At 58.6% G+C, this 15,467-nt stretch carries 17 protein-coding genes; 8 read left to right on the top strand and 9 right to left on the bottom strand.

Annotated elements, in window-relative coordinates; all coding sequences use genetic code 11:
* Window position 1 precedes the first annotated feature (1 nt).
* From PHX60_RS14365 to PHX60_RS14355, 3 genes are all read left to right on the top strand, one after another.
* Window positions 2-1,033, top strand: a complete 1,032-nt coding sequence (locus tag PHX60_RS14365; RefSeq protein ID WP_300079109.1) for a fumarylacetoacetate hydrolase family protein — start codon at window positions 2-4, stop codon at window positions 1,031-1,033.
* A gap of 108 nt (window positions 1,034-1,141) precedes the next feature.
* Window positions 1,142-2,305 (top strand): iron-containing alcohol dehydrogenase, encoded by a 1,164-nt coding sequence (locus tag PHX60_RS14360; protein WP_300079107.1) that lies wholly within the window; start codon window positions 1,142-1,144, stop codon window positions 2,303-2,305.
* 47 nt (window positions 2,306-2,352) lie between these two features.
* Window positions 2,353-3,555, top strand: coding sequence for a M20 aminoacylase family protein (locus PHX60_RS14355; protein ID WP_300079106.1), 1,203 nt, complete (start codon window positions 2,353-2,355; stop codon window positions 3,553-3,555).
* 23 nt (window positions 3,556-3,578) lie between these two features.
* On the opposite strand, the gene PHX60_RS14350 is transcribed toward PHX60_RS14355, so the two are convergent.
* Window positions 3,579-3,887, bottom strand: a complete 309-nt coding sequence (locus tag PHX60_RS14350) for a polyhydroxyalkanoic acid system family protein (protein WP_300079103.1) — start codon at window positions 3,885-3,887, stop codon at window positions 3,579-3,581.
* 120 nt (window positions 3,888-4,007) lie between these two features.
* On the opposite strand from PHX60_RS14350, the gene PHX60_RS14345 reads away from it, so the two are divergent.
* Window positions 4,008-4,346 carry a DUF1840 domain-containing protein gene (locus tag PHX60_RS14345; RefSeq protein ID WP_300079101.1) on the top strand — a complete coding sequence of 113 codons (339 nt, stop codon included), beginning with the start codon at window positions 4,008-4,010 and terminating at the stop codon, window positions 4,344-4,346.
* Window positions 4,347-4,445: 99 nt separating this feature from the next.
* On the top strand, window positions 4,446-6,209 hold the full coding sequence (locus PHX60_RS14340; protein ID WP_300079099.1) for a methyl-accepting chemotaxis protein: 1,764 nt from the start codon (window positions 4,446-4,448) through the stop codon (window positions 6,207-6,209).
* Here PHX60_RS14340 and PHX60_RS14335 read toward each other — a convergent pair.
* From PHX60_RS14335 to PHX60_RS14320, 4 genes are all read right to left on the bottom strand, one after another.
* Window positions 6,206-7,255 carry a serine endopeptidase gene (locus PHX60_RS14335; protein ID WP_300079097.1) on the bottom strand — a complete coding sequence of 350 codons (1,050 nt, stop codon included), beginning with the start codon at window positions 7,253-7,255 and terminating at the stop codon, window positions 6,206-6,208. The genes PHX60_RS14340 and PHX60_RS14335 overlap by 4 nt on opposite strands.
* Window positions 7,252-8,031, bottom strand: coding sequence for a DUF2145 domain-containing protein (locus tag PHX60_RS14330; protein WP_300079095.1), 780 nt, complete (start codon window positions 8,029-8,031; stop codon window positions 7,252-7,254). The genes PHX60_RS14335 and PHX60_RS14330 overlap by 4 nt, the downstream gene beginning before the upstream one ends.
* Before the next feature lie 100 nt (window positions 8,032-8,131).
* Entirely contained in the window at window positions 8,132-8,611 is a 480-nt protein-coding gene (locus PHX60_RS14325; protein WP_300079093.1) for a hypothetical protein, read from the bottom strand.
* Between the two features lie 19 nt (window positions 8,612-8,630).
* Window positions 8,631-9,098 carry a YiaA/YiaB family inner membrane protein gene (locus PHX60_RS14320; RefSeq protein ID WP_300079091.1) on the bottom strand — a complete coding sequence of 156 codons (468 nt, stop codon included), beginning with the start codon at window positions 9,096-9,098 and terminating at the stop codon, window positions 8,631-8,633.
* A gap of 183 nt (window positions 9,099-9,281) precedes the next feature.
* Between PHX60_RS14320 and PHX60_RS14315 the strand changes: the two genes are divergently transcribed.
* From PHX60_RS14315 to PHX60_RS14305, 3 genes are all read left to right on the top strand, one after another.
* A complete protein-coding gene (locus PHX60_RS14315) occupies window positions 9,282-9,782 on the top strand; it encodes a copper chaperone PCu(A)C (protein ID WP_300079088.1) in 501 nt (166 codons plus the stop codon).
* Between the two features lie 64 nt (window positions 9,783-9,846).
* Window positions 9,847-10,653 (top strand): PhaM family polyhydroxyalkanoate granule multifunctional regulatory protein, encoded by an 807-nt coding sequence (locus PHX60_RS14310; protein ID WP_300079086.1) that lies wholly within the window; start codon window positions 9,847-9,849, stop codon window positions 10,651-10,653.
* Window positions 10,654-10,658: 5 nt separating this feature from the next.
* On the top strand, window positions 10,659-11,951 hold the full coding sequence (locus tag PHX60_RS14305; protein WP_300079083.1) for an FIST N-terminal domain-containing protein: 1,293 nt from the start codon (window positions 10,659-10,661) through the stop codon (window positions 11,949-11,951).
* 122 nt (window positions 11,952-12,073) lie between these two features.
* On the opposite strand, the gene PHX60_RS14300 is transcribed toward PHX60_RS14305, so the two are convergent.
* From PHX60_RS14300 to fic, 4 genes are all read right to left on the bottom strand, one after another.
* Entirely contained in the window at window positions 12,074-12,310 is a 237-nt protein-coding gene (locus PHX60_RS14300; protein WP_300079080.1) for a YdcH family protein, read from the bottom strand.
* Window positions 12,311-12,423: 113 nt separating this feature from the next.
* Entirely contained in the window at window positions 12,424-13,167 is a 744-nt protein-coding gene (locus PHX60_RS14295) for a helix-turn-helix transcriptional regulator (protein WP_300079078.1), read from the bottom strand.
* 9 nt (window positions 13,168-13,176) lie between these two features.
* On the bottom strand, window positions 13,177-14,790 hold the full coding sequence (locus PHX60_RS14290; RefSeq protein ID WP_300079076.1) for a type I restriction-modification system subunit M: 1,614 nt from the start codon (window positions 14,788-14,790) through the stop codon (window positions 13,177-13,179).
* Between the two features lies 1 nt (window position 14,791).
* Entirely contained in the window at window positions 14,792-15,364 is a 573-nt protein-coding gene (gene fic / locus PHX60_RS14285; protein WP_300079134.1) for a protein adenylyltransferase Fic, read from the bottom strand.
* Window positions 15,365-15,467 lie beyond the last annotated feature (103 nt).

Here is a 15,467-nt window from a genome sequence, read left to right as displayed (position 1 = left end):
CATGAAGCTTGCCACATACCAAGATGGTTCACGCGATGGGCAGTTGGTGGTGGTCGCGCGCGATTTGGGCTTGGCCCATTATGCGACGGGTATTGCCAGCTGCTTGCAGCAGGTACTAGACGATTGGGATTTTCTGGCCCCGCAGTTGCAAGCGCTGTATGTGCAACTCAATACCGGCAAGGCCGCGCATCCGTTTCCGTTTGACCCGCGCCAATGCCTGGCCCCGCTGCCTCGCGCCTACCACTGGACGCAAGCCAGCGCTTATTTAGCCGCCACAGAGCGCCAATGCCAGTTGCAGCAGCAAGCCTTGCCCGCCGATGCCGCCAGTGTGCCGCGCTTGCGCGCTGGCTACGGCGATGCTTTTTTAGGCCCCGCCCAGCCTTTGGTGTTGCCCGCCGATGCCCAAGGTGTCGATGTGCAAACCGGGTTGGCGGTGATAACGGGCGACATCCCGCGTAGCAGCAGCCCGGCGCGGGCCTTGGCGGCGGTGCGCTTGCTGATGCTCACTGGCACGGTGGTGCGGGTGCCATCTGGACGTGCAGGTGCTGCGGCAGCTGCCGAAAGCGGCGGGTTAGCTATCGCTTGCAGCCCCGTCAGCGTGACTCCCGACGAATTAGGCCCCGCTTGGCAAGAGGGGCGCGTGCATCTCACGCTGCAAGTGCTGTGCAATGGCCGCAAAATGGGTCTGTGCGATACCGGGCCGTCTATGCACTTTCACTTTGGCCAATTGTTGGCCCAAGGCTGCAAACACCATGCTTGGCAGGCGGGTGCGGTGTTGGGCAGTGGTTTGGTCAGCCATGCCAGTGGCCCTAATGCCCAAGGAGAACCCGAGTGGCCACAAGGCGCATGCAGCATTGCCGATAAGCGGGCCATAGAAACCTTGCAACATGGGCGCGCACGCACCCCGTTTTTGCGCGCCCATGACAGCCTGTGTGCCGAGATGAAAGCCCGAGATGGCCACAGCCTGTTTGGTACGCTCGCATTAAGCCTCTTGGCCCCAGAAGATACCGCCGAAACCGCCCAAGCTGCCTGAAGCGCCATCCAGCAGATGCTTGTGTGGCTTGTAGGGCTGTCTGGGCAGCGGTGTGCAGCTGCCGCAGTCGCGCGGTAATCTGGCTTTTTGTCCTGCACCGGAGTTTTTATGCTGAATTTTGATTTTCACAACCCCACGCGCATCGCCTTTGGTCAGGGCCGCATTGCCGACTTGGCCAACTTGGTTCCTGCCCAAGCCAAAGTGTTGATTGTGGTGGGCGGCAGCAGTGCCGAAAAAACCGGCACGTTGGCCGAAGTGCGCGCCGCCTTAGGCCAGCGCCAGCACGCCACTTTTAGTGGCATTGAACCCAATCCTACTTACGAAACCGCGATGCAAGCGGTGGAGCAAATCCGCGCTGGCGGTTTTGATTTTGTGCTGGCCGTAGGGGGCGGCTCGGTGATTGATGCCGTCAAATTCATTGTGGCGGCTGTGCCCTTTACCGAGGCAGACCCTTGGGCAATTTTGGAGCAACGCGGGCGCAACATCCTGCAGGCCCTGCCCTTTGGCACGGTCTTGACCTTGCCCGCCACCGGCTCCGAGATGAACAGCGGTGCCGTCATTACGCGCAAATCCTTGGCGGCCAAACTGGTGTTTGGCAGCGTGCATTGCTATCCGCAGTTCTCAGTGTTAGACCCGACCAAAACCTACACCCTGCCGCCACAACAATTGGCCAATGGGGTGGTGGATGCCTTTGTGCATACGGTAGAGCAATACCTGACCTACCCGGTGCAAGCCTTGGTGCAAGACCGCTGGGCCGAAGGCATTTTGCATACCCTGATTGAAGTGGGGCCGCGTTTGTTGTCTGCTCCCGAGCCGGTGTATGCAGACCGGGCCAATCTGATGTGGGCTGCCACGATGGCCTTGAATGGGGTCGTGGGTGCGGGTGTGCCGCAAGATTGGGCTACACACATGATTGGCCACGAACTGACCGTCACCTTCAACATCGACCATGCGCGCACCTTGGCCATCGTCTTGCCCGCACTGCTGCACGAGCGCCGCACCGCCAAACGTGAAAAATTGCTGCAATACGCCGAGCGCATTTGGGAGATTCGCACTGGCACCGACGACGAGCGCATCGATGCCGCGATTGCCCGCACCCGCGACTTTTTCGAGCGCATGGGCATTGCCACGCAGTTGTCGGCCTATGGTGTTGGGGCCGAATCTATCGACGGCTTGGTGGCCCAATTGCAAGCGCATGGCATGGTCAAGCTGGGCGAGCGGCGCGACATCACCCCCGACATCAGCCGCCGCATCTTGCAAGCTGCCCTGTAAAGTTTGGCCCAGCCCGCTAGACTGTGCCCAACCGAGGAGTTTTTTCTATGCAGCTGATTGATTCCATCGTGGCCCAAGCCCCAGAGATAGCCGCTTTGCGCCGCGACATCCACGCCCACCCCGAACTGTGCTTTGAGGAGTGGCGCACTGCCGATTTGGTGGCGCAACAACTCAGCGCTTGGGGGATTACGGTACATCGTGGCTTGGGCAAGACCGGCGTGATAGGGGTAGTCCACGGGCGCGATGGTGGGGCCTGTGGCCGGGCAGTGGGTTTGCGCGCCGATATGGATGCCTTGCCGATGCAAGAGCACAACCAGTTCGCCCACACCAGCCGCCACCCCGGCAAAATGCACGCCTGCGGCCACGATGGTCACACGGCCATGTTGTTGGCCGCCGCACGTTGCTTGGCTGAGCAACGCGATTTTGCTGGCACGGTTTATCTGATTTTTCAGCCCGCCGAAGAAGGCGGTGGTGGTGCGCGCGAAATGGTGCGCGAGGGCTTGTTTAGCCAGTTCCCGATGGAGGCGGTGTTTGGTATGCACAACTGGCCAGGGATGCCAGAGGGCACGATGGCCGTCAGTGCTGGGCCGGTGATGGCCTCCTCCAACGAGTTCAAAATTACCATTCGTGGTAAAGGCGGCCATGCCGCCATGCCGCACACCAGCATCGACCCCGTGCCAATAGCTTGCCAGATGGTGCAGGGGTTTCAAACCATCATCACGCGCAATAAAAAGCCGGTGGATGCGGGGGTGATTTCGGTCACCATGATTCACACCGGCGAGGCCACCAACGTGGTACCCGATGTGTGCGAGCTACAAGGCACGGTGCGAACCTTTAGCCTGGAGGTGCTGGACCTGATAGAGCGCCGGATGCGCCAAGTGGCCGAACACACTTGCGCCGCCCACGAAGCCACTTGCACTTTTGAGTTTGAGCGCAACTACCCGCCCACCATCAATGCAGCAGCCGAGGCCGCCTTTGCCCGCAGCGTCATGGTCGATATTTTGGGCGCAGACAAAGTGCTGCCGCAAGAGCCAACGATGGGGGCCGAGGACTTCGCTTTTATGCTGCAAGCCAAACCGGGGGCCTATTGCTTTATTGCCAATGGCAGCGGCCAGCACCGCGACATCGACCACGGCGGCGGCCCTTGCACTTTGCACAACCCGAGTTACGACTTTAACGATGCCGTAATTCCCTTGGGGGCCACCTACTGGGTGCAGCTGGCCCAACAGTGGTTGGCCCAGCCACGCTAAGGGGCGCTTGGGGCCAAGGCGGTTCAGGCCGCTTGTGTGCTGTGGGCGTGCAACAGACTGTCAAATTGGGCGGCAATCTCGGCCTCGATGCGCGGTGCAAAGGCGCTGAACAAAAAGCCCAGCTGTGCCGCCAGTTCAAACTGGTCGGCGCGTACCTGCAAAGTGCCTTGGATGCCTGCGCGTTCAAAACGCACTGTGTCTTGGCTCTCGCCGCTGAGGTAATGGCAGCGCAAATCGAACTTGCGTTCGGCTTTGCTGGCCCATTGGCGGGCAATATCACGGGCCTGAATGAGGCCCAATTGGTGGGGGCGGTGGATATGAATGGCAGACATAAGCGCCCAGAGTGTACGGAACTATGGTGTTATTCGCAGGCACTGCACAATCGAGTCTATGCTACACCCCAGTAGGAGTGCCTAGGTGCTGCCTGGCTATTGCTTTTAACAAGGATTTTTATGCTGTACAAGTTTAAAACCCGCGCTGCTGCTGATTTGATTTTGCTAGAGCCGCACGCACACCGCATCTTGCACATCATTGGTAAAGACCCTGAGCCTCAAGGCATTATTACCCTAGAGCAGCTGCCCGCTGCCATTGAAGCCTTGCAAGCGGCCGTGAGTTTGGATGAGCAGCAATGCGCCCATGCACGCGTCCACCACCACGCCACAGGCTTAGACGAAGCCGAAGCCGAATTGCTAGAGCGCAACACCGTACACCTGCACCAGCGGGCTACACCGCTATTAGAAATGCTGCGCCGCTCGCTGGCCGAAGAGCATGAAGTCATTTGGGGGCGATGATTTAACCGATTGGCCATACTAGGCTAAAAAAATAAGCCAATAAATGGAGTGTTTGCCTGATCACTGATTGCGCGCTCTGCAAACCAACGAAAGAAAAATATGGACTGGTTTAAACGGATGAAGGTAGGTTCCAAACTCTTGCTTGGCTTCTTGACCGTCGCGCTGATTGGCACGGCGATTGGTGTGCTGGGTATTCTCAAAACAGGCCAGCTGAGCAATATGGCGACGCAGATGTACGAGGCCGAAATGCTGGGTGCCGAGCGCATCGCGCGCGCCAACTTGGCAATGGTTGAGGCCACGCGCTCCCTGCGTAGCGCCATGCTCTCCAGCACCGAGCAAGACAGAAGCAGCCACCTACAAAGAATGCAAACGCGCCTGGATGAGTCCCAGGCTGAATTAGCACAGGCCGACAAAAATTTTTACACAACACAGGGCTTGGCCGAGCTGAACGAAACGCGCAACGCGCTGCAAGCCTACGAAGTGATTGCCCAACAAATGGCCGCCACCTTGCGTGCCGAGCCATTGCCCGTGCTGACGGGTTCCACGCAACAGCTTTTTACGCTGGGCACACCAGCAGCCGACAAGTTGAGCAACTTGATGACGCAACTGGTCAAACGTAAAAGCAACAACGCCAAAACCCTGAACGAGGAAACCGATGCTATTTACGCCAACATCCGCAACTTGCTGATAGCCCTGACCGTGATGGGCCTGCTGGCGGGCGTAACGATTGGCAGCCTGATTACGCGCAGCTTGACGTTCCAACTCGGTGGCGAGCCTGATGCCGTGGCCGAGACAGCCCGTGCCATTGCCGCTGGTGATTTAAGCACCAGCATTGACGACAGCCGCGCCGCCCCCGGCAGCGTGGTGCGGGCCATGCACGAAATGCAAGAGTCTTTGCGCCACATTGTGGGCACAGTGCGCGCCAGCAGCGACAGCATTGCCACCGGCGCCGGACAAATCTCTAGCGGCACGGCAGACCTGTCGCAGCGCACCGAACAGCAAGCCAGCAACCTAGAGCAAACAGCGGCCTCGATGGAGGAAATTGCCAGCACCGTGCAAACCAATGCCGACACCGCACGCCAAGCCACACAGCTGTCCAGCAGCGCCAGCCAAACCGCGCACCGGGGCGGTCAAGTGATGACTGAAGTGGTCACGACGATGGGCGAGATTAACGAGGCTTCGCGCAAAATTGCCGACATCATCGCCGTGATTGACGGTATCGCCTTCCAAACCAACATTTTGGCGCTGAACGCAGCGGTCGAGGCCGCGCGTGCAGGCGAGCAAGGCCGGGGTTTTGCCGTGGTGGCTTCCGAAGTGCGTAGCCTAGCTGGGCGCAGTGCCGAAGCGGCCAAAGAAATTAAAGTGCTGATTGGCAACAGTGTCGATAAGGTAGAAGCCGGTGGCAAGCTGGTCGATGCCGCAGGCCAAACCATGCAAGACATTGTGCGCGAGGTGCAGCGCGTCACCGATTTGATTTCCGAAATCAGCGCTTCCACGGTCGAGCAAACTTCGGGTATTGGCCAAATCAGTGCAGCAGTGGCCCAACTAGACCAAGTAACGCAGCAAAATGCCGCTTTGGTCGAAGAGTCTGCTGCTGCCGCCGACAGTTTGAACGCCCAAGCGCAGCAATTGGTGCAAGCGGTGGCGGTATTCAAGCTGGGCCAACATGAGCAGCGCGCCGCCTCTCAACGGTCCGCTTCTAGCCCTGCGCCCGCGCCGCGCCGTGCGCCTGCGCTGCCCCAGCGTTCGGCAGCGTCTTCCGCCCCCAAAGTAGCAGCGCGTGCAGCGCCCCGAGTGGCGGCCCCGCCCCAAGCTTTGGCCCACCACAGCAAGCAAAACGACGACGATTGGGAGCATTTCTAAGCCGCGCTCCCGTTGCGGGCCGCCGTGCCACAGTGGTGGCAAAAACGTGCAAAGGCGCTTTTGCGCGTTTGGCACGGCCCGCAGTGGTCAAACAAGCCAATGCCGCAGTGCGGGCAAAAGTCAATTTGCTCGTCTTTCAAGTCCACTGCGCGCTCGCAGCCGGGGCATACGCCCTTGGCCAGCCGGGTCAGGGCCACGTCGTAGCTCAGTTCTTCGCGCCGTTGGGCATCGGGCAGGGCTTCGGCCTGTTTTTGCCGTTCTAAGTAGCGGTTGAGCGCCAAAATGGCATAACGCCCCACCAACACAGTCATGGCGATGCCCACCACATAGCGCACATAACCGCCATAGCTGGGCAAGTAGGGCACCAGCTCGACAAAAAACGCAAACAGGGCAAACAAGATAAAGCCCCAGACAAACGGCCAGTAGGTGCTTTGGCGTTGACGCACAAACAGCCAACCGGCCAACACCAACAGCGGCAGCGTCAGGGCCAAACGGTAGAGGAACACGCGCAACTCGACTTTGCGCTGCTCGGCGCGCAGTTGCTCGTAGCCTTGGGCTTCTAGCTGGCTCAGGCGTTGCTGGGTAGCACTGGCTTGTTGGCGCGCATCCAAAGCAGCTTGTTGTTGCGCCTCCTCGTCGCGCTGGGCTTGGCGTTCGGCTTGTTTGAGCAAATCCAAGGCTTGGGTGCGAATCAGCACTTCCGGGTCATGCTCGGCGCGCTGGGTGACGCTGCGCGTAGCCAGCCAGCTTTGCAGGCTCTCGCGCGTGGCTTGGACTTCGCCGCGCGCTTTGTGGCGTTGCAACTGGGCTTGTTCTAAGGCGGATTGGGCTTCTTGTTCGGCGTTGCGCGCGGCTTTGAGCTGCTCGCGCAACTGTTGGGCGGCGGCGCGGTCTAAAAAATCATCCAACTGCAAGCGCGCTTCTACCTTGGGCAAATCACCCACCAGCGTGCCGCCCAAGCCAATTAAAAAGCTGGCAAATACCAAAGCCACCAACCACAAACCCCGGTGAAACCATTTTTCTGACAGGCGCAAAGCTTTGCTCATGGAGGGTCTCCTTCGCTCAAAGTGACGGGCGCGCTGGCCAGTTGGGCGCGTGGCAGCCACGCCAGCACCGAATCGGCGGTGACGGTCTCGATGCGTCCGGTCAGGCGCTGGCGCTGCGGGTGGTCGTCAAAGGCAATATGGGCTGATGCGGCGCGTGCGCCCAAACGCCGCCAAGCGCTAATCTGCAAAGTACCGGGGCGGTAGCCTTGAAACTGTAACCACGCCTGCGCTTGGTCGCGGTTGCGGATGCCGTCTGGCACCATCGCGGCGGCCAGGGTCTCGATGGCCCATTGATTGGATTGCTGATAACGTTGCCCCCAGACATAACTGACCAAGCTATAAGGCCGGTGCTGGAGCAAGGTAACGCGGCGCTTGTCTTGGAGCAGTGGCCACAGTTGCTGCTGCACCGCTGGCGTGGGTACGGCCCAAACGGCCTCGTAGCGCCACAAATCATCCAAAAAAAACTCGCCCAAGCCTTGGCGGTACAGCTGGCCCACCGCGCTGCCGCATTGGTTGAGTTTATGCACCACGCGCCACGGCCCAGCAGGGGTGCGGTAAGCCCAACCCAAGTGCGAGTAATGCAGGCCGTAGGCAGTTAAATCTTGTCCGGCCCGCCCCAGCAACACCACTTGGGTGCCGTAGCGCTGGTGTTCGGTTTCTAATGCCTGTGCCGTGCGTTGTGCCAAGGCCATACTGCGGCCAAGGGCTTGCGCTGTGGGCGGCTTTGCGGGTTTGCAGGGATGGCCCGCGTGGGCCGTCAAGGTTGTCAAGGCCATAAGGGTCGTAAGGGTCAAGCACAGCCAACCCAAGCGAATGCCAGTGCCAGTGTCTCTGTGCCAGAAGCGGCGGTTAAGCGGCATGGTGGTAGCCATCCATTTATAAGGCTTCGTTGTAGAGCAGCGCCTGGCCCAAGGCATTGGGTACAAAAGCCAGCACCTCGCCCGCCACCGACAAAATCACCCCGCTGCCAATGATGCTGCAAGCCACCACTTCGCCCACCACGCGCGCCGAGGCCGCGCCAACGCGCGCGCTCACCTCAATACTGACACGGGCGCCATCCGAGGCCCGCTCCAACACATACACCGTACCGATGGCCGATACCTGCACCGCTTGGATGGTCAACACCGCCCCCGCCACCGACAAAGCCGCTGGCAAGGCTACCGAGGCTTGCGCCAAAGCGGCCCCAGCCGAGGCCGTACCCACCACCGATGCCAGCGGCAGCAGCGATAAGGCCACCGAGGCATCGCTTTGCGCCTGCGCTGGGGTGCAGGTCAGCAGCAAGGCCGCCAGCGTACCGGCCCAAAGTGTGCGCGTGGCCCCGAGGGAGGCAGCAGAAAACAAAAAAGTGTGCAGCATGGTGCGTTCCTGAAAAAAATCAATCTTCCAATCCGCTGTCCACATGGAAGCCTTCGCGCCGTTGGGCTTCGTAATCGTCGCGCAGCATCTTGGCCAAGGTAAAGGCCGTGGTAATCAGATAGAGCCAGCTCACGCCCAAAAACGCCTTGTAATTGGGATGAATATCCATACCCAGCAGGCCCCAGCCCGTCAGTAGCATGGCCACGGCAAAACCGCCCCAGACGACAAAACGCCACAGCGGCGTATCGGCAGCGCCACCCCGGCGTGGGTTTTGGTTGTCGCGGATAAATTTGGACAGGCCAAACACCGCACTCAGGCAAAAGATATAGCCCATCACCATAAAGGCTTGCTCTAATGGCTCGCCGGGCAAATAGGCCAAACCGACGGTGCATAAAAAAACCGCAATGCCAAAGGAAATCCAAACCTGCCATTGCCAAGCGCGCGAATCGCGTTGTACCGAAGGGAGGGGGGAAGGGGTGGGGGCCATGTAAATTCTCCGCCAAACAGCTTGAACATGGCAGCTATGGTGCGACAAACCGGCGCGCTTGTCTGGACTTTTTGCAGCCAGTGTTGTCTGGTGGGCGTGGGGGTATCGTGGGACGGTACTTTTTTCTGCGCCAAAATGGCGGCTTACGTATTTGCCGCCCTGCGGTAGAGGATGGATAGAGCCATGTTGTTATCACGCCTTGCTTGCCCCTTGTTGTTCAGCGCTGCCCTATGGGCGGGTGCTGTATCGGCCCAAACCGTAGCCGCCCCAGTGCAGGCGGACAATGCTTGGGTGCGCGCCACAGTCGTGGGCCAAAAAGCCACCGGTGCTTTTATGCGCCTGACCGCCAGCAGCGCCAGCCGTTTGGTGCGCGCCGAGTCTGCCGCCGCCGGTGTGACCGAAATCCATGAAATGAAAATGGAAGGCGATGTCATGAAAATGCGTGCCATTGCCGGACTCGATTTACCCGCTGGCCAAGCGGTAGAACTCCAACCCGGCGGCTACCATGTCATGCTGATGGACTTGAAAGCACCGCTGGCCCAAGGCACGCAAGTGCCCCTGACCTTGGTGTTCCAAGATGCCCAAGGCGCGCAGTCGCAGTTGGCGTTGCAAGTGCCCGTCAGTGCCAAGATGCCCGGTGCTATGGCCGGGCATGGCGCTGGCCACGGTGCCATGCGCCACTAAAAATGCCCATGCCTTGGGTTAAGCTGCAACTTGTTTCCTAAATCCACCACCCAGCGGAGTGTCCATGAGCGATAACCATTCTTTCGGTTTCGGCAATTTTTTGCCCGGCTTTGATTTTTTGCAAAACCTGACCCAAGGCGCTACCAACAGCCTGCCGCAAATGCCCAATATGTCCAGCTGGGTGACCCCCACCGTGAGCGTGGAGGAGCTAGAAAAGCGCATCAGCGAACTCAAATCGGTGCAATTTTGGCTAGAACAAAATTCGCGCGCCCTGAGCGCCACCATCCAAGCGCTAGAAGTGCAAAAAATGACGCTGGCCACGCTCAAGGGCATGAATTTCAGCATGACCGACATGGCCAATGCCTTCACCATCAAAACCCCCGAAGCCCCGGCCAGCAGCAAAAAATCTGCCCCAGCCGCTGCGCCAGCCCCAGCGCCAGCCGCTGCCGCAGAAGCCAGCCCAGCCCCCGGCGTGATTGACCCGATGCAATGGTGGGGGGCCTTAACCCAGCAATTCCAACAAATTGCTGCCACCGCCATGACCGAGGCCAGCAAAGCCGGAGCCACCGATTTGGCCGCTGAAGCCTTCAAAACCGCCACCGACATCGCCGCCAAAGGCGTGCAAACCGTACAAGAGGCCACCTTGCAAGCTGCCACGGCAGCCACCGCTGCCGGTGTAGCCGCCCAGCAAGTGGCCAGCCAGGCCGCCAGCCAAGCCACTGCCCCGGCCAAAAAAACCACCACCGCACGCAAAGCAGCCCCCAGTCCAGCCCCAGAGGCCACTGATGAAGCCGCTGCTGGCGCTGCTGATGCCGAAGCCGACCCCGAGTCGCGCAAACCGCCGGTGCGCCGCACCAAAGCAGCCCGTTAAGCCGCATGAAGCGCTGTCCCACTGGCCATGCCACGCACCCCCAATGGCGCATGGCAGCGGCCTTGGCCTTGGCGCAATTGCGCGGCTACATGGCCTTGCCCGCTTATGCCGATACGCCCAATTTGGGCCTGCTCTACCTCACTGACCACTACGCCACAGAGGCGCAAGCCATCTTGGATTTTTTTGCCGCCGAATTGCCCACCGTCACCGATTGGAGCGGCACCGTGGGCATTGGCGTGTGTGCCAGCGGCGCAGAGTATTTTGACGAGCCAGCCTTGGCCGTGATGTTGCTGGAGCTGCCCACCGACCAATACCGTATTTTTTCGGGTGTTACCCCTTTGCCGCGCACCGGCCAGCCCGGTTTTACGGCCCACACTGCGCTGCTACACGCCGAAGGTCGCACCCCAGATTTACCCAGTTTGATTGCCGAAGTCGCCCAACGCACCAGCAGCGGAGCCGTGTTTGGTGGTCTGGCCGCCAGCCGAGGGGCCAGCGTGCAATTGGCCGTGAGCAGCACCGGCACCGTTGCTGGGCAGGGCGGGGTCAGTGGTGTTTTTTCGGGCGGCTTGTCGGGGGTGGCTTGGGGTGCGGGCTTACATTGGGTCTCGCGCCTAACGCAAGGTTGCCAGCCGGTGGGGCTGCGCTACTGCATCACCGCTGCCCAAGACAACGTCGTGCTAGAGCTGGACGGCCAACCCGCTTTGGACGTGTTGCTGCATACGCTAGGAGTCTCCTTGCAGGCTGACCCCCACCAAGCGGTAGAGCGCGTGCGTGGCGTGCTGGCCGGGCTGATTGATATTCCCGAGGCTTACCACACAGCACCGTTGGTGCAGCACCCCGGCACTTTGGGCGCTGATGTGCGCGTGCGCCATATTATTGGTTTAGATGGTAGCCGTCGGGGCGTGGCCTTGGCCGATGAAGTGGCCGTGGGCATGGGCCTGCATTTTTGCCAGCGCCACCACGCTGCCGCACGCGCCGATTTGGTGCGTATTTGTGCCGAACTGCGCGAAGAGCTGGCCCCCGATGCGCTAGAGTTGCTGCCGGTGGTAGAGCGGGACGATGCGGCTTTGCTGCCCCAGCAAATGGTGGCGGCCATCTATATCAGCTGCTCGGGGCGTGGTAGCAACCATTTTGGCGCGCCGGGGGCTGAACTGCAATGGCTGCGCCATGCCTTGGGCGATGTGCCTTTGGTCGGCTTTTTTGCCGGTGGCGAAATTGCAGGCCAACAGCTGTATGGTTACAGCGCTGTGCTGGCGGTGTTGCTGGCACCAAAAACTAATGATGAAGCCACCGATTGACCCAGCAGCAGATTAACCCAGCAGCAAACAGGCACAAAAAAAGCGCAACAGCTTGTTGCGCTTGTTAGCTTGCGGCCATAAAACCAGCACCTGCTGGTGGTCAGGGTGCTGGCTGGGGCGGCTTAGGCTTGTTCAGTGTCGCGTTCAGCGGCTTTCTTTTGCAAAATCACATACAGCTGGTCCTTGAGGTGCAGCTTTTCTTTTTTCAGCACTTCGATTTCGAGGTCGGTGCCGGGAATGGTGCGCGCTTCCATCGCCTTGATTTTGTGATCGAGGTCGTTATGCTCGTCAAACAGGCGGGTGAAGTGGTGGTCAACGTGCTTGAGTTGGGTGATGAGTTCGCGGTACTCAGGAAACATGGGTAATCCTTATAAAGGGGAGTGCGGGGCATCGGACATCGACACGCCACTGTTTGTAACTATACCTAGGCTTGCCATCGTACCCGAAGAACCCGAGTGCAGTGCAGGCTTGCCTAGCTAGGGTTTATACGGCGCATGGCCGCAAAGGCAGCAAACTCCCAGCGCCGCGCTGCCAGCAGCAGGGTGTAGCCTTCGCGCTCGGCCTCGGGCAACTTTTGGTCGGCCAGATGCTGCTGGGCAAAATCGTGTGCTACGCGCTGTAAGCGCTCCATAAACGCCGGAGCCTGCGCCCGACTGACGCTGCCATGCACCAGCAGCAGCCCCTCGCCGGGGCCGTCAAAAGCACCGCCAAAATACTCCAGCAGCGCATGTTCTCGAAAGTATTGCATCACCGGGCCGTGGGGCCGCCAGCGGAAGGTTTTGGCCAATTTCAGGCGGTAGCGGTTCAGCGGGCGCAGTTCAATAATGCCGATACGGTCTAACTGGGCCAGTGCGGCAATGGTTTGGGCCTCGGTCACGCGGTAATGGCTGACGATGTGTTCCAACGTCCATTGGCTTAGCACGCAAATGGCCACCAGCAACAAAATGCGGTCGGCCACCACGGCCTGTTCTTGCGCTTGGCTGAGTTGGCTTAGCAGCGGCTGGGCCTCTAACATGCGTTGGGCCAAGTCGGCAAAATCTATTTTGAGTATCCGGCAGATGACATCGAGCCGCGCCAAGGGCATCTCGCCCTTGGCCAACATGCGCTTGACGCTGGATTCGGCCATGCCTAGCGCTTGCGCTACATCGGCATAGGTCAGGCCAGCGGCTTTGAGTTCGTGCTTGAGGGCGGCAACCAGGTCAGCGGTGGTGCTCATGGCAAGGCTTCATGGCAAGGCGGGCAGGCCCAATTGGTGCAGGAAGGCATTGTGTTGCTCCCGCGCCTGCTGAATGTTCTGCGCTAGTGCCAGCAGTTGGGCATGGGTGGCCTGCAAATCAATCTCAGGTTCGCCCACTGCTGTGCTGATGTAGCGCGAGATATTCAGGTTAAAGTCATTTTTCTCAATCTCGGCCATCTCCACCCGGCGCGAGTAGCGCGGCTCTTCGGTACGGTGTTGGTAGGCAGCAATGATTTTGGCAATGTGCGCCTCGCTTAGTTGGTTTTGGCGTTTGCCTTTGTTGAAGTGTTCTGCTGCGTTGATAAACAGCACATCGTCGGGCTTTTTGCACTTTTTTAGCACCAAAATGCACACCGGGATGCCAGTCGAGTAAAAAAGATTGGCAGGCAGCCCAATCACCGTGTCGATGTGGCCGTCTTTGAGCAGCTTGGTGCGGATGCGCTCCTCAGCACCGCCCCGGAACAGCACACCGTGCGGCAAAATAATCGCCATCACGCCTTCATCTTTCAGGAAGTGAAAACCGTGCAGCAGAAAAGCAAAATCAGCGGCCGATTTGGGCGCTAGGCCGTGGCTTTTAAAGCGCACATCATCGGCCAGCGCATCGGTAGGCTCCCAGCGGTAACTGAAGGGCGGATTGGCCACAATCGCATCAAAGCTGGGCTTCTTGGCCGGATTTTGCTCGCGCAGCATATCCCATTCGTTCAGCAGGGTATCGCCGTGAAAGATGTCAAACTCGGTATCTTTCACCCCGTGCAGCAGCATGTTCATGCGCGCGAGGTTGTAGGTGGTAATGTTTTTTTCTTGGCCAAAAATTTTGCCGATGCTGCCACCCGCTTGGTTTACCTTTTTGCGAACGTTCAGCAGCAGCGAGCCAGAGCCGCAGGCAAAATCCAGCACATTCCCTAGCCGCTGCTTGGCCCCAGTTTTGGGTTCTTGGCTGTCCAGCGTCACAATGGCCGAGAGAATGTCCGACATTTGCTGCGGGGTGTAAAACTCGCCTGCCTTTTTGCCCGAGCCAGCGGCAAACTGGCCAATCAGGTATTCATAAGCATCGCCCAGTGCATCTATATCGGTAGAAAAATCGGCCAGCCCTTCGGCTATTTTCTGGATAATGGTGCAAAGTTTGGCGTTGCGGTCGGTGTAGGTTTTGCCCAGCTTGGGCGAACTCAGGTCAATCTCAGAAAATAGCCCGGCAAAGGTGCTGGCAAAAGATTCGGTCTCAATATATTTGAAGCCGGTTTGCAAGGTGAACAGCAAATCTAGGCTTTGCGTGCGGGCCAAATTGGCAATGCTGGGCCACAGGTGCGCGGGCTGAATCACATAATGCACTTTGCGCCGCATTTGCTTCTCAAACGCTGGAATATCATCGACGTTCTGGGCGTACCACTGCGCCAGCGGCACTTCGCGGCTGTCGGCATCCACAACGGGATAATCGCGCACCAATTGTTTCTTGGCGGCGGTTTCGTAGTTGTCTGACAGGTAGCGCAGAAACAGGAAGGACAACATGTAATCGCGGAAATCGTCCGCATCCATTGCGCCGCGCAGTTGGTCGGCAATCGCCCAAAGGGTGTTGCCCAGTTGTTTTTGGTTTTGGTCGGTCATGTTATAAATCCTCAACGCGGTATTCACTATAACCTTCGTAGTAATAGCTTACGTCGATGCCTTTCATATACAGTGCGCGGTCGTTGATTTGGTCGGTCAGGGCATGTTTGAGCAGGTGTTTAATTTCTAAATCTTTGACCACGCTGCGCTCCATTGCGGATAAATACTCGGCTTTGTCCACTGCATTCCAGTCAATCACCTGCTGAATTTCTTTTTTCAATATCAAGTCTAGCCAAATGCGGGTGGCACGCCCATTGCCTTCGCGAAATGGGTGGGCGACGTTCATTTCTACGTATTTTTCAATAATTTGGTCAAAATTTTGTTGTGGCATGGCGCTAATATGCGCTAATGATTGCTGCAAATACATCACCGGGGCAAAGCGAAAGTTTCCCTTGGCCAAGTTGACATCCCGCACTTTGCCAGCAAATTCATACACCGCGCCAAACAAATAGGCATGGATGTAGGCCAAGCCAGCAAAAGTGCCCACTTCTACTTGGGCGATGTCGCCGCTTTCAAACAATTGTTTGGCTTTTTGTTTGCTTAGTTTTTCGGTAGTGGTAAAATTACCAATGATTAATTATTTTAAGAAATTTAATGATTGAAGAAAAAATTGTTTATCTCTGTCGTTCATGCAAAAGTGACAATCTTGTAAAAAATGGTCACTCCATGAGTGGAAA

The organism is Giesbergeria sp. (assembly GCF_028686475.1).
Lineage (GTDB): Bacteria > Pseudomonadota > Gammaproteobacteria > Burkholderiales > Burkholderiaceae_C > Simplicispira.
This window is presented reverse-complemented; position numbering and strand designations above follow the sequence as displayed.